The following is a 19,298-nucleotide window of genomic DNA, read 5'->3' as shown; positions in this document are numbered from 1 at the left end:
CATGGGTGCCGGGATGGAGTTCAAGTTGAACAATACCCTGAAGCGGGATCTGGAGAAGTACGCAGCACAATATGCGGCAGAGCAGGAGCGGCAAGGCAGCCTGGGTGATGGACGAAGCAGTATCCATTACCCGGCCCTGTTTCTGTTTGTAGGTGACCTGGTCGAACCTGCCATGGCTGCAGTGCGCGAGATTAATCAGTTGAAGTGGGATAACGGAGAAGGTGTGGTGTATCTCCAGATTGGAACAGAGGGCCGGGAGGAACAAGGAGGACGGGAGCATCGGGATTCATCGGAAGACGGTCAGGTGACCCGTCATATCCTGCCTCTATCCACCGAACAGGCTGGACGTCCTTCGAAGACCATGCGCAAGGATGTACACCGCAGTTTTCACGATTCGGAGCAGGCGCTCTTTGGTCTGAATCGCACGCTGCGCCGGGTGAGCAACCGGATCGCTGAATACGGCCGGTTATATTCATCATTTGATCGGATCTATGTAACCGTCGTGACAAGGGCAGATGATCCGCTGAATGTGCTTCTTCCGGAATTGACGAAGCTCACCGAGAACATTTTGGCCCAATCTTTCAAGTCGGTTCAGACGGATCTGCATGTACTGGTCAGCGAGATGGAGCAGGTGGAGTCCTTCGGATATGCAAGTGCAGCCGGACTTGCCTTTTTGAGGGAACTGGATCATATGCAAGCGCTGGACTATACGTTCAGCGGTAATCTGCTCGTAACGGAAGATGGGATTTCCATTCCCGTTGTGCACCCTTCTTCGCCTTTGTTTGATCTCGTCTATATCCTGTCTGACAAAAATGAGCGAGGAACCGGCGTGGCCGGGGGATGGATAGAGAATGCCGAGATTATCTGCCGAATCTGCCTGCTGAAGAATCGGAAACAGGATCCGGATGCACTCGGTGCGGTTGCAAGTACAGGGGCCAATACCTACAATAATACATCGTTCAAAAACAACATTCGAACAACCTCGGATCAGCATGGCTATGCCAGTGCGGGTTTTGCCGAGATCAGACGGCCCAACCAACCGATTGCGCTCGCGGTATTGTATCATCTATACCGCTATCTGTTGAACCTTATGCGACAGGAGCCGGAATGGAGCATGAAAGACAAGCTTGCTTTCTTCGGTCTGGACACTTCATCCGTAGAGCGCATGGTAGAAGGGCTGCTGCCCGAGCAGGACCTGGTGGGCGGCATGAGCGGCATTATGACGCATAACGTCAGCTTCTCCGATCTCAAGCCGCTATCGCTGCGTGATGCGGAGCGAGCGCTATTCGGTCAGGGTGCAGAGGCATACTTCCGTGACAATATGGTACGTCCGGCGGAAGAACGTCTCCGTCAGCGCAGCAGTCAGAGTTCCCTGCTCCGCCGGGCAGAGCAGTCACGGACAGAGTACCCGGAGATAGGATATTTCCAATGGGCTTCATGGAGTGACAGCAGCCCTGGGAGTGTACGTGAGGCCTTGCTGGGACTCATTCGCGACAAATCGGTTCAGCTTGATTCGGCACGTGCCCTGCTGGAACAGCGTCAGCAGGAGCAAGTGGAGGATCAGCCAATCAAGCGTGCGTTGTTCCGGGACAAGCAGAATGTACGGAATCTGATCGATTGTTTGTTGGAACGCGTGTATGTGCCCAAGACAGAACTGTTACGACTGGAAAATGAACTGCAATTGCTTCGCATCTACGATTCGGAGATGGAACAGCTTCATAGCTTCAGTCGCGATGTAACGACAGCACTCGAAGCGCTGGAACGCACGCTGCGTGAAGCGGCAGAAGAGCGTATCGCGGCAGCGGATGAATATATCGGACAGAATGTGATGGAGTATTACGGTAAGGTAACGGAAGCATTGATTGCCGATTTGGAGGCCAAGCGGGGCCGGGATGTTTGGTTTGAAGAGCGTTATATGGGAGACATTAACCGTCTTGCTGCCGAAGGCAACGAGCGTCTGCTTCAACGTCTGATGGAGGTATGCCATGCGCTGCTGCTCACAGCTGAACCACTGAGATTACCTTTTGAGGAAGAACTGCTGCAGCGAGCGAATGTAACGATTACCTATGGGGACAAAAACGTATTGACCCGCGATGATCTGTTCCGCAGGTTATACCGTACGCTGGAAGATCAGGCGGTTGTGAGAATACGGGTATTCGATTATACCCAGGAACATCGGTATGAAGAAAAGTATTTCTTTGGCGATCATCACAGTGCTTTCATGGATTATGCGGCACATGCGGAGGAAACATCCCGCATCTATAAGCTGGGCGTTGTGTACGAAGAACGCAGCAGTGGTGTGGAAAAGTTGAACCTGATGGGAGGGTTCCATCTGGAGGATCTGATGGTCTATCGCAACGGTAAGGTGTATTACGACTCGTATGCGGAGAACGGTTATGAGTTTCATCCAGCAGGCCTGGCTGATAAGCTATCACCTATGCGATAGAACAACAGTCATGATCGACTCCGGTATTAATTCAGCCTATGATGGGCTGGTTTGGAAAGGATGCATGCGAACATGCAGCGAAAAATCAATCTTCTCCTGGTCCTGTTCAGCCTGATTGGCGGAGCCGTGGGATTTGCGGCAGGAGAAATCATGCTGCATCAGTGGCTTGGGGAGATGCCTCGCCTTCTGCTGATGGGGTTATACTTCGGCGTGCTGGCGCTGAGCGTAGGTCTGTTCTGTCTGCTCGCCGAGATGATCTCACCGAAGCTTAACGGAGCTTCCTGGAAGCTGAGATATCTTGGCTTGTCGTGGAAACTGCTCGTTCCGGCAACACTGGTATTCCTGTTTGTCGTTGGATTGGTCTTTCAATTGTTGTATCAGATCAATCCAGGCGGCGTGAAGCAGGTGAAGGACATTGTACTGATGATCGATAACTCGGGCAGCATGTCGGAAACGGACCCGGATAATGGACGTTTCGAGGCGGCCAAGACGTTAATCAGTCAGATGGAAAGTGACAAGCAGGTAGCTGTTATTACATTTGATGATCAGCCACAGCTGCTGCAGCCTTTTACCGCATTGGATAGCGAAACGGCAAAAGCAGAGGTGAACGGTAAGATCGACGGTATTGTCACAACATCGGGTGGTACAAACTTCGATGCCGTGCTCCGGGAAGCCATGGAGCAGATCCAAAACAAGCAGGATCCAAAACGCGGTACTGTAGCCATTTTGCTGTCGGATGGATTCAGTGAAGCAGATACTTCGGATATCTTATCCCAGTATGCGAACGAGCAGATTGCCGTGAATACGGTAGGTCTGAGTTTGGTCGACCCATCGGGTACCGACTTGCTGCGCAGTATCGCTCAGCAGACAGGTGGCATGTACTATGACGTGCCGGATTCCGGTGGTCTCAGCATGGCATTTCAGCAAATCTACGATACGATTGATGAACGGACGCTGGTGACGGAACGTACAGGCATGATGGAACACAGTACCTATCTGGCCATCTTCCGCGTTGCTGCTATGCTGTTGATTGGTGTAGCACTGGGCGTATCGCTTGGGCTGGTGTTCGATAACCGCCATCTGGCAGTCAGCTTTGGCATCGGTGGAGCGGTGTCAGGCCTGCTAGCAGGCCTTTTGCTGGAGTGGGGATTGGACGGTTCTTCTGTAGGGGATGCATTGGTGAGACTGGGTGCCATGTTCATATTATCTGGGGTACTCACCCTGTTCACCTGGATTATTCCGGTCAAGGAGAATACCCCGCGGAAGAGCAAGGGCCGCCGTGAGGCGGGCAGGGGGACTCCGACCGCAGACGGATTCGGTCAGCGGGGGAGAGACACACGCAGCAAAGGATTTTAAACATCGGGAGGTTGGCGACACATGCGATATGCAGATGCGGACCCTTCGGTACCTCTGATTCGCAGACTTACACTTGCTGTGGATGATGGTTACTGTACCCTGCGCTGGCTCTGGCCCGAAGGTGTAGAAGCCGTATACGTGGAGCGGTTGGAGCTGGAAATGGTCGAAGGTGGACAGAGCAGGGATCAGACTGTGAATGGCAAGCTGAAACTGTATACGAGAGAAGAATACAAGGCGAGTAACGGATATACAGACCGGATGACAGGATTTGGTGCCATCCGGTACACGATACATGTTTGCCGAATGGACGAAGACGGTCCTGTGCTGCTGCGTCAGCAGAATGACGAGAATACGGTCATCGCCAGTGCTGGCAAAGCGGATATCCGTTTCTCCATTCGATACAAAAGCGGTTTTTTTCAAAAAAGAAAGACGGTTCTCATGACTGTGACAGCTGAAGTACCTGTGCCGAAGGAAGCTCTCTGTTATGTACGCAAGCAGGGCGGAGTTCCACTCAACAAGGAAGATGGCACGGTTTATCCTTTTGTCAGTGATTTTACTCCAGGGAGAAATGAGATGCCGCCCGTGGAAGTGGCCAAGGATGACTATGTGAGGCTGTTTTTCACGGACGGACCGAGATACGGAGCCGTTTACCGCCTAATATCAGACTAGATGAATGTGAGGCAGTTCAGTCTGCCTGAACGGGGAGGGGAGTGGCTATGAGCTTTTTTAGTCGGTTTTTGAAGAAACAGCAGCCCGCAGAACGGCCGCTGTTTTACGATATTGTCTGTCCATATTGCTTCAGCAAGTTTTCGCCGGAAGAAGTAGTGTTCCGGGCTGCGCATCACCGGGATGATGATGAGGATTATGCACTGGGGGAAGATGCGAAGCTTAATCGGTATCGTGAACGCTTTGGGTTGGACACGGTATTTGATATGGAAGCCGTTCTGGCTCCGCATGATGTGCCTGAGGAACATCGCATTTATTCGGATAACATCGTGATGGGACTGAACGACCGGTATGGTGTGGTTACACGGCGCCGGCTGTGCCCGCATTGTCATAATGAGCTGCCGGTAACGGCAGGCAAGGCACCAAGCAATATCATTTCCATTATTGGGGCATCCCAGGTGGGGAAATCGGTGTATATGACATCGTTGATTCATACGCTTCAGCATTATACGGCTGACCACTTTGATGCCGCCTGCATGCCGCTGAATGCCGAAATTAGCCGCAGATTCCGCGCAGATTACGAAGAACCGCTGTTCGAGCGGGGAGATCTGCTGGATTCCACGCAGAAGGAGAAGCTGCAGGAGCCGTTTATTTTTCAATTTGTATTCAAGGATGAAGATAAAGCACCGCTGACACTGGTCTTTTTTGATGTGGCGGGTGAAGGTATGGTGGAGCAGGACTATCTGGGTCTGCATGGTCAGCATATCAAGAACTCAGCGGGTATTTTGTTTATGGTGGATCCGCTCCAGATTCGTTCCATTCGGGACAAGATCCGCATTAACCTCGGCAACGAGCCAGGCGAGTGGACGCCAAGGTATGATGAACCACGTGATGTTGTGCTGACCCTGTTCGGTGATTTTATCGCTTATCAGGATAAGGCCAAGACAAATATTCCGACAGCCGTTGTGCTGACCAAGAGCGACATGCTGCATTCCCTTAAGGATGAAGAGGGGGATTATATCAAATCCAACAGCAATGTATTCCGCAATATGGTACACCGTGAATGGTTCGATCTGACTGAATTTGAGAATATTGACGGGGAGATTCGGCGCTTTATCGAGAAGGTGGACCGTCCGTTCAAGGGCACGATGGATGTGTACTTCAAGGATACGGCTTATTTCGCGGTATCTGCGCTGGGCAGCAATCCGGTGGATATGAAGCTGCAGGGCGTCGTGAGTCCCATCCGTGTGGACGAGCCCTTTCTATGGCTGCTGTACAAGCTGAAGTACATTGAGGGGAGAGTGGAATGATGCGTTCTTCCATGACCCCGCCCATTGAACAACAGATGTACACAAGAGAGCGGCGCGGGGTGTTTCGCACAACGGAGGGGTTCGATACGGTTGCGGCATCACCAGGACTGGACCCTTCCTTTATTAAAAAAGTACTTCATCCCTATTGCGTCTATGACGCTCCAGCGGAATTAACGGGTCGGAGTGAGAAGGACCAGGCAAAATTCCCGCCATCCATACATCTGATTCATCTGGAGAGCGGAGAGACGATCCTTGGTCAGAATGTGTACCAGTCCGCTGATTTTACGGGGCTGCGCAGTGCCTTTTTTGCACACAACTATGTCCTGTCCCCGGAACGCTCCGAGGAACAGATGAAGCAGGGGAACTGGCTGGATGCCGTATTCGCCACGTCATATGACATCGAACAAGGCACGGTTTTGCCTGCCCTGACGGAATTGCCGGGTGCACCACTGAATGGCAGGGAGGCCGCCACTGGAGCAGGAGCAGGCCCAAGTGCCCGCTCCGTAGCGCCAGCAGATCTGCTGGCCTCATTGAAAATGAACGAAACTCTTTTCAAGCGCCTGCTCTATGCCGTCATGCAGGCAGTAGCAACCCGGCGGAAGGTATACATCGCACTCGACCTTCCTGCCGAGGAGATCACAGCCGGAGCCAAGGAACTGCTTCGTCTGCTCTATGCAGCACTGCCCTATGCGTTTAGGCGGCAGCTCGGCTTCATGACATTTGCCAAGGAGCCTCAGGCCAAGAAGGGAGTTCATCTTCAGTTTGTAGAGCGGGGCACGCTTCGTCCAAAGGACAGGAATACGGAGAAGGACTTTACCTTCGACTTGGCTACGGGCAGGGTAACCCATGCGGAAATGTCGGTTGCCCAGCTTCCCTATGCGGAGTTTGCCTGGTCGCTTCTACAGGAGCCAGGTATGGCGGATGCATTTTATACTTTTGCAGACGAGATGTTATCCGGCACCGAACCGGGGCGCGAGCTTTCCATCCAGGCCTATGGGGAATTGTCCATGTTTTATCGTCTCGAGCAAGGGATGGAAGATCTCTACCTGAATGATAAGGGAGGGGTTCTGAGTGGACTGCTTACCTATCTGAAACCTGAAGGTGGAGTACAGCGACGTTCACGTTTGAACGAACTGTTCCTCACGCTGCTCAGCCGGGAACTGGACAGTGTCAAAAGAGAGAACGTACCTGAAGAGACGGTTGCCTCACGCATCGCGGAATATTTCCGCGTCGCTGCACCTGTCGTTCAATCCCGCATCGTGGATTATTTCATCTATGCAGTGAACAGTGCCAGGTCTCAGAAGAGGATGCGGGCGGTACAGGAATTGTATGATCTGCTCGACCGCGATTCCGGGCTGAGTCGTGCATTCTTCGATAAGGTACTGGCCAATGAATCACTGACAAAACTGCTGTTTGAGCCCTATCTGGATAATCAGCTGAAACGTACCGAAACTGCTTCCGATGTGATCGGCGTAATCGAACGCTGGGTAACCACGCATGTATCTGCGGTATACAACAGCTTCCTGATTGACCGGACAGCCACAGAGCTGCGTGAACGATTATGTTCGGCGCCGAATCCCGTTCATGCTGCGAGTGAAGCACTTAAGCGTGTGAGCGTGCTGGATCGCCTTTCTTCTGACATGCTCGTGGGTGATGGAATTAAGGCCCGAATTGGGCAGTCTCAGACCGTCACCCGATCCGCCCGTTCGAGTGGAGCCGAGTCAGCGGGATTATCCGCGTATCAGGAAGAACTGACACGCCTGGCTGACAAGCTGGCCTATGTCATTAACCTGTTTTTGATTCAGGATCTTGATCTGGAACGGGTGAACCGTGAACAGTTACTGAGCATTGATATTTTGCTGCACGACAGCGAGGTACGTGATTGGGCGGCGCGTCAGGGACAGGATGTAACGGCTCGTACAAACATGATGCTGGCAGCCAGAGCATGGCTGAGCGGCGAAGACCGTGAAGAAGAGGTGCTTGAATCACTTAGCCTTGCGGAGCGGAGTGAACTTCAGCGTTGGGTACGCAGATGGCTCGCAGGGGAACTGCGGGATCAACCGGGAACACCTGCATATGAGGCGCTTCCGCTTGCGTTCTACCGGGGAGGAAGCGGCAGCAAACTGGATTATGCAGGGCTGATTGAGTTTGTCCGCAGCAGTGCTGGCAGTAAGGAAGTATTGTATTCATTTTTTGAATGGTCGGGAAGCCAAAGGTTGTTCATACGGAGTTCCCAGGCGAGCAAAGCCTACTCAGATGCCATTGTAGCCTATTTCAAAGGTCATGACCGTGAAGCGTTCAAGTCCAAATCGGCATTCAAGCCGTATTACACTAGAGCGAGTAAAACAATGAAGACGGTCTATGATCGGGCCAAGAACGAACTTTCATCACCGCTTGTGCGTATGCTGACAGGCAAAAGAAAAAATCTTTTTCTAGGGTCGGTTATCGTGATCCTGATCCTGGGGATCGCCGGGGTAACGTATGCCCTGACGAATAAGACGGACGCGCCAGAAGAGGCTGCTCCATCGACACAGGATCCCGTGGTTCCGGCAGAGCCTGAGGTACAGTTAGCTGAGCAGATCGCTTATGTCATTCCGGGAGCCGAGGTGGATGGAACGACGACCGAAGCGCAGCTCGTAATCCGTTTCATGAATGAAGCGGATAGCAATGCGTTATTGCCAGGTCCAGTTCAATTAACTTTGAAGGATGGCACAACGCTGGAGATGGATGCTGCGTCGGACTGGGAGAGTTTTAACCGGAATGAGGACCCGGATACGGAAGGACCAGCAGAAGATGGGACTTCGTCTGAGGGAACGTCCGGGGATAGGTCTACAGGATCTACAAACGAAGATCAGCAGGGTGAGGAGCCTGTTCAAGGGACAGATTCGACTACGTCAGATGACTCTGCTTCAGATGCAGCAGCAGGTACAGAGACGAATGGAGTGACCGGAGATGCGTCTGGCTCTGCTGCCGCGGATGGGAATATTGAGCAGGGAACAGAAACTACATCATCCGGTTCTTCGGACACAGCAGGCGAATCAGGAGCGTCCTCTTCAACAGAATTGACGCCTGCTGAGGCGGACCGTCTGTATCCTTATGGTCAGCAAGTGCCGCTGCCTGATGAGGTTAATCCGGAAGATATCGTAAGTGTCCAGAGCGGTACAATGGTTATCCAACTGGTGCCAGAGCCTAAGCTTTAGGATCGTTATGATTTGTTTTTAAACCAAAATGAAATCATTGCAGGATGATCCTCGATTGTAAATCGGGGTCATCTTTTTTTGATTTTCCTGCTGCCAATCTTTTAAGGACGATCTTATTTGAGGAGATGATGCTAATCATGGAACTTTCCGGTTTCCTGGGATGTCTGACAAGAGAGGGGCTATTCCAAAATCGAAGGAAAGCAGGGGACCATAATGCGTTATATTTTATATTGATGATGTGCATTGTACTCTTTGGTTGTTCGAATGATGCAAGCAGGGATGCTCAGGTTATGAGGACGAGAAGAAGATGATCCTAAGTGCTTCCCAAGCTCTGATGCAGAAAGAAGAGTAGATCCTTTCTTTTGTTCACAAATCTGACACAAACTTTGGATTCATCCTTTTTGGACAATCTCCAACAGGGACCAACTGCACGTATACGTTGAGAAAAGCTCTCACATAAATGAGGCGGATTCCGATCGGAAAGTCCACTGAACTGCTATATAATCGCTCCAAACAAGCAAGAAGTTTGGTATTTCTTATTGACAAATGATAATGATTATCAGTATCTTTGTTATATAAGATTTGTTGCGCCGGAAATACGCTGAACATATAAATTCGTTTTCGTTATCGATAGCCGGAATACATAACCGGGATAAATGAGAGAGGGATGATCGCATGTTTCGTCTGGAGACGTCCAAACTGGATATCGCTTATGAGGAAAGACTGATTGTTGAAGATCTGAATATTCAAATTCCCCAAGGAAAAATTACAGCGCTTGTTGGAGCCAATGGTTCAGGTAAATCAACCATCCTGAAGACGATGGCACGGATTATGAATCCAAAAGCAGGTAGTGTTTTGCTCGACGGGAAGTCCATTCATAAGCAATCCACCCGTGAAGTAGCCAAGCAGCTTGCGATTTTGCCGCAGAATCCTACGGCGCCGGAGGGACTCACAGTAACGGAACTGGTATCCTACGGAAGATTTCCTTATCAAAAAGGCTTCGGTTCCATGCGTGCTGAAGACAAGCGCATGATTGAGTGGGCCATCGAAGTAACGGGCATGACGGAGTTCCACGACCGCCCAATTGATCAATTGTCAGGCGGACAGCGTCAACGTGCCTGGATTGCCATGGCTCTTGCTCAAGAAACGGATATCCTGTTCCTGGACGAGCCGACAACATTCCTCGACATGGCTCATCAGCTTGAAGTATTGCAATTGCTGGAGATGCTGAACGAGACCGCGAATCGCACCATCGTTATGGTTGTGCATGATCTGAATCATGCCTCCCGCTATGCCCATCACATGATCGGCATTAAAAAAGGTAAAGCAATCGCTACAGGTTCCCCTGTAGAAGTCATGAACTGTGATGTGCTTCGCGAAGTATTCAACATTGAAGCCGATATCGTGATTGATCCACGTTCTGGTGTGCCACTCTGCCTGCCATATGCACTTGCCGGCGAACGACAGCAAACGGCAGCGCCAGAGCAAACTGCAGCGCCAGAGCAAATGGTGATGAACGGTGCCATGATGAATGCTGCAGGACGCTCCGAACAACGTGTTCGTACCGCAACAGGAAGTTAATATATCGGACCATTTGTGGTCTTGAAATATAGAATAAGCCGCTTTGCATATATGCAGGCGGCTCATTCGCATTCATGGGAGGCATGCTGAAATGGGAGCAATCAACTATACCTGGTTACAGCAATATGGAAGAATCACAACCGTACCTGGGGATGAACCAGTTTGGGAGATTCACTTGACCGAGCTTAGACAACCGGAGAAGGCGAGAGAGCTGCTGGATGTATATAATCAACATCTTCAGGCAGATTCATTCCGAACCGCAGCGGTGTACTTCATGCATTCGGTGCGTGGGCTGATGCTGGGGATCCATTACATGACGGCACTATGTGATACATGGCTTAATCTTTCACTGGAGAACATGAAGCTGCAGCTCGAGGTTCAGGATGGCCGTGCAGCCTTTCGTTTTCAACTGCTGGATGGAACAGAACATCCTCACCCTGAACCAGTGAATCTCACAGATACAGCCCAATCCTCATGGCGAAAGGATATCCTAACCGCATACTACACGGAGCAGCTTCGTCCTTTGATCGAAGGGGTTGCCTCTGCCGGAGAAGCGAGCCTTGGTCAGATGTGGTCACAGCTTGCCTCCATGCTCCGTTGGTACAAGACGACAGCGTTACAAATGAACATTGAAGAAGCTGAGCGAGAAGCGGTGATGGAAGGGTATGAACATGTCATTGCTCTACCTGCCAGTCTGCTTGGGTTGAAGAAGAATCTGTTATCGTTCAAGCCGGTAGAGATTGATAATCCCCATCAACCGGGAGAGACCATGCTGATGAAGCCGGTATGCTGCCTGCATCACCAGGTGTATGGAGGCCAAAATTACTGTTATAGCTGTCCCAAACTCAGTAAGGCCGAGCGGCAGAAGCGTTATGATGACATCCTGGCAGCCAAGTCCGGATAACAAGCAGGAAGGCCTCGAGGCTGAATTTGGTAATTGGTGAGCACCGGGTCTATAATATGGAGACAGGCGCTGTATTATGTTGTGTGCTTACAAGGTAATGACAGCTGTCCCAAAACCAACATCGATCATGGGAGGAATCAGTCATGTCCGTATATTCATATCAGGCTGTAACGCCAGCCAATCAGGAAGTATCACTGGATCTGTACCGAGGTAAAGTTCTTGTCATCGCCAATACGGCCAGCAAATGTGGATTGACTCCTCAATATGGAGAGCTGCAGAAGCTGTATGATCGTTACCGCGATCAGGGTTTGGTCGTACTGGGTTTCCCTTGTAATCAGTTCGGAGGACAGGAGCCGGGTACAAGCGAGGAAGCCGAATCCTTTTGCCAAATAAACTATGGTGTGAACTTCCCTGTTTTCGCAAAAGTGGACGTGAACGGTGAGGATGCGCATCCTTTGTTCCAGTATCTTCGCCAGCAGCAGCCAGGGGCGGCTGAAGACGACACGATTCAATGGAATTTCACCAAATTCCTGGTCAATCGTGAAGGTGAAGTGGTGGGACGTTTTGAACCCAAAGAGTCTCCTGAAGCGATGACTGCAGAGATTGAGAAACTGCTGGGATAATCAAATAGAACAGATCAAGCCTGCCTCCAGTTGGAGGACAGGCTTTTTTAAAAGCTATTTATACCAAGAAAGTTAAGGAAGCGGTTTGCTTAAATTGTAATATCCCTGATCCGAGGCAAGCTGAAGGAGATTACGGGCATAGTTGCCCGCCCAGGAATAGCCGTGCCGCCGCTCCTCGCTGATCTCCATAATATCCATGTACTTCTTGCCGTCACGGTCCGCATAGAAGGGCACATCTTCATCTACATTGTAGAAACGGTACCAGATCAGACTGGACGGGTCAGGCTCGAAATACACCGGTCCTTGACGATTATATTTGGTTCCATTCTCTCGGACCTGATCAAACCAGCGGAGGGCGCTCTTGGCTGCGTGTTCAATCTCGGGTATCTGAGGCCTGGACATAAGGAAAGCCGTGATGGCCACAGATTCGGATCCGGATTTGGATGCCAGTTCATAGGCTCTGCCGGATACAGGCGCGTAGGTTACCGGGTCATGCTGGGCACCCCAAACTGTAGGCACACCGCCGTTTTTAATTTGAGCTTTCAATGTGTATGCGATTCCTCGATCCAAGGCCGCCGCCAGCTTGGACCGTGTATCCTCACTCAGAATATCGTTGTTGAAGCCTTTACGCTTCTCAATGATGTCATCGATGAGCACCATGGTTCGCACCAGGGCATTGTCATTATAGGTAACGCTGTCGGAGTAATTGCCCCGCTGTGGATAAACCTGAGGCCATCCGCCTGAAGGATATTGGGAGACCAGGATAAAATCCACCGCTTTGCGGACACTGTCCCGGAAGATCGGGTTGCCCGTCTTTTCATACATATCAGCCAGGAAGCGGATCTCGGTTGTAGTTGCTTCATTATCAAACGTTCCGAGCTCTACGCCTTTCGGGTCTTTCCAATCCGAACGCGGCGCTACCCCGTCCCAGGAGGACTTGTACTTCTCCTCCATTGCTTTGAAGAACCCACCATGCGGCAGCTGCCAGGATACGATGTTTAGCGCATAAGCGGTGTCCTTGGCCAAGTCACCTGTGGAGAACGTGCTGTAATCCCTGAACTTATTCAGCAGCGAAGATACATCAACCCCTGCATAAGTTTTGGAGGATAACACCTCGGTTTTAATGGTGACAGGCGGGGAATCGGCAAAAGCAACCACGGGCCTGGCGATATCTGCGGTCAACATGGCGATAATTGCAGAGACAGGAACCAGCGTTAATGAAACAGAGATGGAACGTTTCTTCAAATGAATGCCTCCCAACATAACTGGTATTCTATTCATATAAAATCCAAATAAAGGGTCAATAATATTGTAAGCGCTTTCTAATATAAAAATCAACTGTAAGCTAAAATTTAATATTTGTTATCGTTCAGCGATCAGCCGCCAGCTCCACTTTGCGGTTAGGATGAAGGTCTTTTTTCTCCAAAAGGTTCTATAGCATAAACCGTTATTGCTCAGGGGACAATAGGTCTTAGGGGTTGAAGCAGCGGCTCGTCCACAGGGCGATATCCTATTTTTTAAATATTTTTTAAGAAAACACTTGTAATGTGAAAAAGATCACATTATAATGAGTACATGAAGTGAAACAAATCACAAAGTCGCCAGGTTGGTAGTGAATTTTTTCACATAATCGTTTAGTTTCGTTAGTGAATGTATTCACAAGGGAGTAAAATCATTGTCAATTTAAATTCCAGGAATCAAGCGCAGCAATCTGATAAATGAAGCACGGTTTATATTTTATAACTTCAAGGGGGACCTTTATTATGAAAATCTCAGTTATCGGATGTACACATGCAGGGACCGCAGCCATCATCAATACCGCCAAATTGTACCCGGATGCTACCATCACGGTGTATGAGCGCAATGACAACATTTCCTTCCTATCTTGCGGTATCGCCCTTTATGTCGGCGGGGTTGTGAAGGATCCGGATGGACTGTTCTACTCTTCGCCAAACCAGCTGGCTGAGCTGGGTGTAGTCACCAAGATGCTGCATGAGGTTACAGCAGTGGATGCCGCGAATCATAAACTTCAGGCTAAAAACCTGAAAACAGGGGAAGAATTTGAAGATACGTTCGATAAACTCATCGTGACAACAGGTTCATGGCCGGTCATTCCAAAACTTGAGGGGATCGAGATGGAGAACATCTTGCTCTGCAAAAATTACAATCATTCCAATACAATCATCGAAAAAGCCAAAGAAGCCAAACGCGTTACCGTTGTCGGTGCAGGGTATATCGGTATTGAACTGGTTGAAGCATTCCAAATGAATGGTAAGGAAGTCACCTTGATCGATAGTGTGGACCGGATTCTCAATAAATATCTGGACCCCGAGTTTACAGATGCCATTGAGGACACACTGACTGAACGCGGGATCAAGCTTGCACTGGGCCAGACTGTACAGAAATTCACCGGAGAGAATGGCAAGGTAACGAAGGTGATCACATCGAAAGGTGAATTCGAGACAGACCTCGTAATCCTGTGTATTGGTTTCCGTCCGAATACCGAGTTGCTCAAAGGCCAGGTGGATATGCTGCCGAACGGCGCAATTATCGTGGATAAATATATGCAAACAAGCCAAAAAGACGTGTTCGCTGCAGGTGACAGCTGTGCGATTCACTATAATCCAACAGGCAAGGCTTCTTACATTCCACTGGCAACCAATGCCGTAAGAATGGGTACATTGGTAGCTCGTAACCTGGTTCGTCCAACAACGCCTTACATGGGTACACAAGGGACATCAGGAATTAAAATTTACGACCAGAATATTGCAGGTACAGGACTGACCGAAACATCTGCTACAGATGACGGGCTGGTGGTGGAAGCTGTAACGCTTGAAGATGCTTATCGTCCGGAGTTCATGCCAACGGCTGAGAAACTGCTGCTCAAAGTCATTTACGAACAAGCTACACGCCGCATCGTCGGAGCACAAGTGATGTCCAAGGCGGATCTGACGCAATCGATCAATACAATCTCGGTTTGCATTCAGAACAACATGACCGTAGATGAGCTCGCCTTCATCGACTTCTTCTTCCAACCGCATTACAACAAACCATGGAACTTCTTGAACTCTGCCGGTCTTCAGGCTCTGCCTCCAGTAGAAGTAAAAGCACCAGCGATGGTGTAACTAATCAATCCGAGAACTGCCGCAGCAATGCGGCAGTTTTTTTAATTAACTTGATGTAGTTGATTCTGGAAATGAGTGCTATATTAACAACAGGTTAGAGGTCATACGCAATAGATATGAACATGAAGGAGTGGTTCACAACATGCTTACAAATACAGTATCCGAGCTTAAAGTTCTGCTACAATCTGTACCTCGCTCGTTTCTTGCGCTGAATCCAAATGAACTTGTACAGCCACGCATGGAAGGAAAATGGTCCCGTCTTCAGATTCTTGGTCATTTATGTGATTCGGCACTTCATAACGTAAGCAGGTTTGTCCAAATGCAGCATCAGACCGAACCACTGTCTATAACGCCTTATCATCAAGACCAATGGGTAGAGAGCCAACAATATGTCAGTGCACCAATTGAAGAGGTGTTAAATCTCTGGATCAGTCTGAATCAGTCCGTCATTCGTGTTCTATCCAGCATGCCGGAGACAGGGGAATCACCAACGTGCGTCTTACCTGATGGAAGTGTGGTTACGATGGAATGGCTGGCACAAGATTACGTCCAGCATCTGCAGCACCATCTGCAGCAAATTTTTGGTGAACATCATCACCTGGGAACAGAATAAGTAACCAACCAGCTGCACTCAAGCAAGAGAGCACGGAAGCTGGAACAAGGGGACTTTCAGGACTTTGTGATAAAAGTAACAAACTTGCCGAACCCTTCGCGATACAATGAACATATCAACGATGTACACTGATTTCGTTCATGAATAGTGAAGGAGAGGATGGCATGGCGGCAAAAACACCTCTTGAGGTTGCACAATATACGGTGAACACAGGGATGAAGAAAGGACAGAACCAGGTGTCCTTTGTGCTCGTTCTCAGTTTCCTGGCAGGGGCATTTATTGCGCTTGGCTTCCTGCTGGATATTCGCGTGATTGCCTCCGCCCCGGCGGAATGGGGCAGCTTGGTTAACCTGATCGGTGCAGCGGTATTCCCTGTAGGCTTGATCATGGTATTGATTGGCGGGGGAGAGCTGCTGACAGGTAACATGATGGCAGTACCGCTTGCTACGCTAGCCCGTAAACTGTCCGTAGGCAGCATGCTGAAGAATCTTACTCTGGTCACGATCGGAAACTTTTTGGGTGCACTGTTCGTGGCATATGCGTTCGGGCATGTGCTTGGTCTCACAGGAGAAGGAGTGTATCTGACCAAGGTTGTGGATATGGCGGGACACAAGCTGCATGACGGCTTTCTACAGGCGTTTATATCCGGAATCGGGTGTAACTGGCTGGTAGCCCTGGCGGTGTGGCTATCTTACGCGTCGGATACAATGAGTGGCAAAGTGCTCGGCATTTGGTTTCCGACCATGGCCTTTGTTGCTATTGGATTCCAGCACGTGGTTGCCAATATGTTTCTTATTCCGGCTGCCATCTTCGAAGGGCATTACTCATGGGGGCAGTACATTATGAACTTTATCCCGGTATGGCTCGGTAATCTGACGGGAGGCGCATTGTTCGTTGCTGCTGCCTACTGGATGGTGTACCTGCGTAAGGCGGACCCCGAGGTCAAAGCGGTTGTTCAGCCGGTAGAGCCGGAAGCCAGACCGATGTGGAGCAAACAGGCGTAATCGCCCGCACAATTTCAACTGAATATATTAAAGCGATCCCTTACTGCCATGAGGTCACGGTGTATGTTATACCGTAAGCCGGCGAAGATGGGATCGCTTTTTTACTACAGACAAAATAAATTCGCCATGACAAGGTTCGGGGGAACGAAACCTGTTCATGGCGAATTTCGGGAGTGGTCCATGATATGGCATGAGGAGGAAGTGGGGAAACACTAACCTAATGCCTTGTTTTTAATTTACCCCTGATTTTCGAGGATGAATCATGGAGCCAAAACTTTTTTTAGATTTAAAGGCATCAAGCCTGAGCGCACAAAACATGACTGTTCTCTTTACGTCATTACCTCCAAAATTATATGATGTAAGGATAGTTTTAAATGGGGAGGACTTGTACATATGATCGATCAGGAGAATGGCGTGTTTCCGGCGGTTTGCCCGCTTGACTGCCCGGATACTTGCGGCCTGCTGCTTCATAAAGAGAACGGTAAAATCGTGAAGGTGGCGGGCAACCCTGACCATCCGATTACGAAAGGCGCCATCTGCAATAAAGTCAGAAACATGGCAGAGCGGGTATATCACCCCGAGCGGCTGCAATATCCGATGAGACGTGTCGGCGCGAAAGGCGAAGGCAAGTTCGAACGTATAAGCTGGGATGAAGCTATCCATGAGATTACGGGGAAATTCAAATCGATATCCGCGAAGTACGGCTCGGAGAGTATCCTGCCATACAGTTTCTACGGCAATATGGGGATCCTTGGGGTAGATGGCATGGATCGTCGTTTCTTCAATGCGCTTGGTGCAAGTATGCTGGAGCAAACGATCTGCAATGCGGCCGGGAATACCGGATGGAAATATACGATGGGCGCCAATCGGGGAACGCTGCCCGAAGATACGGAGCATTCGGACCTTATTTTGGTCTGGGGAGGCAACATTGTAAGTACAAACATGCACCAGGTTGTCCTGGCTGAGAAAGCCCGCAAAAAAGGGGCCCAAATCGTGGTTATCGATGTACACCGGAATCGTACAGCTCAATGGGGAGACTGGTTTATTCCGCTATACCCGGGGACAGACAGCGCACTCGCACTGGGACTGATGAATGTACTGTTTGACCGGGGCCTGACGGACGAAGCCTTTATGGAAAAGTATACTGTGGGTCATGAGGCACTGCGCGATCATGTCCGCGACTACACCCCTGAACGGGTTGCGCGCATCACGGGTGTACCGGAAGCAGATATCGTGAAGCTGGCTGAGCTGTACGGAAACGCACAGGCGGCACATATTCACATCGGCAACGGTCTTCAGCACCATGACAACGGAGGAATGAATGTACGCAGCATTGCCTGTCTGCCTGCCATCACGGGACAATGGCTGAACCGAGGCGGCGGAGCCGTACGCACCAACAGTTATGCGAGCACCAATAGCGACGCACTGGAGCGTCCAGAGCTTCGGAGCAATTCGGAAGCACGGGTTGTAAACATGAACCGGATTGGCGAAGCATTGCTGGAAGCGCAGCAGCCGATCCGGGCATTAATGGTCTACTGCAGCAATCCACTGGTGGTGGCACCGGATACCGAGCGGGTGGAGCGAGGTTTTGCACGGGATGATTTGTTTACCGTGGTGCATGATCTGTTCATGACGGACACGGCCAAGTATGCAGACATTGTGCTGCCGGCCAAGTCTTCGTTTGAAGCGACAGATCTGTATACGTCCTATTGGCATCAGTATGTTCATCTGCAAGAACCGGTCATTGCCCCAATTGGCGAGAGCAAGAGCAATGTGGAACTGTTTTCGCTGCTGGGACAGGCGATGGGATATGACCCTGAGATCTTCGGTGAGACGCCGGAACAGATGATTGCGGACGCCCTGGCGGATACAGGCAATCCTTATATGAACGGAGTGACGCTGGAGGCCCTTCAGGAGCATCGTTTTGTGAAACTGGACATGTCGTCGCATGATTCATTCCTGGAACAGCTGCCTACACCATCCGGGAAGATCGAGCTGTATTCGGAAACGATGGCAGAGAGGGGACTTCCGCCGCTGCCTACATATCGTGCTCTAGTTGAAGGGTATGACGGGGAACATCCGGCCGGACCTGATGATGTGCATCCACTTATGTTCCTGTCGCCACCGAATCACAATTTCCTCAATTCAACCTTTGCCAATACGGAGAAGCATCAACGTATGGAGAAAATGCCCATGCTGCAGATTCATCCGGAGGATGCGGCTCTCAGAAACATTGAAGATGGCGATGCGGTGGTCGTGTGGAATGACCGGGGACGGATCGAACTTACTGCCAAGGTGAGTGAATCCATGCTGCCAGGTACGGTGATTAGCCAAGGCTTGTGGTGGGATGGAAGTGGACGGAAACAGCGGGTGAATTCACTGACATCAAATCGGCTGTCGGACATGGGCAACGGGGCAACGTTCTTCTCGGCCACTGTCGAAGTGAAGCGTCAATGAGTGTACTTGCAGA

General features: G+C 50.3%; 14 protein-coding genes. 13 read left to right on the top strand and 1 reads right to left on the bottom strand.

Annotated features, from left to right (window positions below):
• Position 1 precedes the first annotated feature (1 nt).
• The 8 genes from AC3RCI_RS27235 (at position 2) to AC3RCI_RS27200 (ending at position 12,086) form a co-directional block, all read left to right on the top strand.
• The gene (locus AC3RCI_RS27235; protein WP_492527049.1) at positions 2-2,446 is read left to right on the top strand and encodes a transcription initiation factor TFIID; all 2,445 of its coding nucleotides are present in this window, start codon (positions 2-4) and stop codon (positions 2,444-2,446) included.
• Between the two features lie 72 nt (positions 2,447-2,518).
• Complete coding sequence (locus AC3RCI_RS27230) at positions 2,519-3,802, top strand: vWA domain-containing protein (protein ID WP_492527048.1); 1,284 nt, start codon at positions 2,519-2,521, stop codon at positions 3,800-3,802.
• A 21-nt stretch (positions 3,803-3,823) separates the two neighbouring features.
• The gene (locus AC3RCI_RS27225) at positions 3,824-4,471 is read left to right on the top strand and encodes a beta-mannanase (RefSeq protein ID WP_336782231.1); all 648 of its coding nucleotides are present in this window, start codon (positions 3,824-3,826) and stop codon (positions 4,469-4,471) included.
• A 47-nt stretch (positions 4,472-4,518) separates the two neighbouring features.
• Entirely contained in the window at positions 4,519-5,778 is a 1,260-nt protein-coding gene (locus tag AC3RCI_RS27220) for a TRAFAC clade GTPase domain-containing protein (protein WP_492527047.1), read from the top strand.
• On the top strand, positions 5,775-8,978 hold the full coding sequence (locus AC3RCI_RS27215) for a GAP1-N2 domain-containing protein (protein ID WP_492527046.1): 3,204 nt from the start codon (positions 5,775-5,777) through the stop codon (positions 8,976-8,978). The genes AC3RCI_RS27220 and AC3RCI_RS27215 overlap by 4 nt, the downstream gene beginning before the upstream one ends.
• Positions 8,979-9,653: 675 nt before the next feature.
• Positions 9,654-10,559, top strand: a complete 906-nt coding sequence (locus tag AC3RCI_RS27210; RefSeq protein WP_336782228.1) for an ABC transporter ATP-binding protein — start codon at positions 9,654-9,656, stop codon at positions 10,557-10,559.
• A gap of 91 nt (positions 10,560-10,650) precedes the next feature.
• Entirely contained in the window at positions 10,651-11,463 is an 813-nt protein-coding gene (locus AC3RCI_RS27205) for an IucA/IucC family C-terminal-domain containing protein (protein WP_492527045.1), read from the top strand.
• Between the two features lie 143 nt (positions 11,464-11,606).
• Complete coding sequence (locus AC3RCI_RS27200; RefSeq protein WP_336782226.1) at positions 11,607-12,086, top strand: glutathione peroxidase; 480 nt, start codon at positions 11,607-11,609, stop codon at positions 12,084-12,086.
• Between the two features lie 72 nt (positions 12,087-12,158).
• Here the strand turns inward: AC3RCI_RS27200 and pelA are convergent, their stop codons facing one another.
• On the bottom strand, positions 12,159-13,331 hold the full coding sequence (gene pelA, locus AC3RCI_RS27195) for a pectate lyase (protein WP_492527044.1): 1,173 nt from the start codon (positions 13,329-13,331) through the stop codon (positions 12,159-12,161).
• 518 nt (positions 13,332-13,849) lie between these two features.
• Between pelA and AC3RCI_RS27190 the strand changes: the two genes are divergently transcribed.
• The 5 genes from AC3RCI_RS27190 to AC3RCI_RS27170 all read left to right on the top strand — a co-directional run bounded on the left by AC3RCI_RS27190 (position 13,850) and on the right by AC3RCI_RS27170 (position 19,285).
• Positions 13,850-15,211 (top strand): FAD-dependent oxidoreductase, encoded by a 1,362-nt coding sequence (locus tag AC3RCI_RS27190; RefSeq protein ID WP_336782224.1) that lies wholly within the window; start codon positions 13,850-13,852, stop codon positions 15,209-15,211.
• A gap of 142 nt (positions 15,212-15,353) precedes the next feature.
• Complete coding sequence (locus tag AC3RCI_RS27185; RefSeq protein ID WP_336782222.1) at positions 15,354-15,824, top strand: DinB family protein; 471 nt, start codon at positions 15,354-15,356, stop codon at positions 15,822-15,824.
• 164 nt (positions 15,825-15,988) lie between these two features.
• The gene (locus AC3RCI_RS27180; protein ID WP_492527043.1) at positions 15,989-16,828 is read left to right on the top strand and encodes a formate/nitrite transporter family protein; all 840 of its coding nucleotides are present in this window, start codon (positions 15,989-15,991) and stop codon (positions 16,826-16,828) included.
• A gap of 63 nt (positions 16,829-16,891) precedes the next feature.
• Positions 16,892-17,044: a hypothetical protein gene (locus AC3RCI_RS27175; protein ID WP_336782220.1), complete on the top strand. Its 153-nt coding sequence runs from the start codon at positions 16,892-16,894 to the stop codon at positions 17,042-17,044.
• 177 nt (positions 17,045-17,221) lie between these two features.
• Complete coding sequence (locus AC3RCI_RS27170; protein WP_492527042.1) at positions 17,222-19,285, top strand: molybdopterin-containing oxidoreductase family protein; 2,064 nt, start codon at positions 17,222-17,224, stop codon at positions 19,283-19,285.
• Positions 19,286-19,298: the final 13 nt, after the last annotated feature.

It is taken from the genome of Paenibacillus sp. MT124 (genome assembly GCF_058792755.1).
The sequence above is the reverse complement of the archived record's forward strand: the minus strand, read 5'-3'. Positions and strand labels throughout refer to the sequence as shown.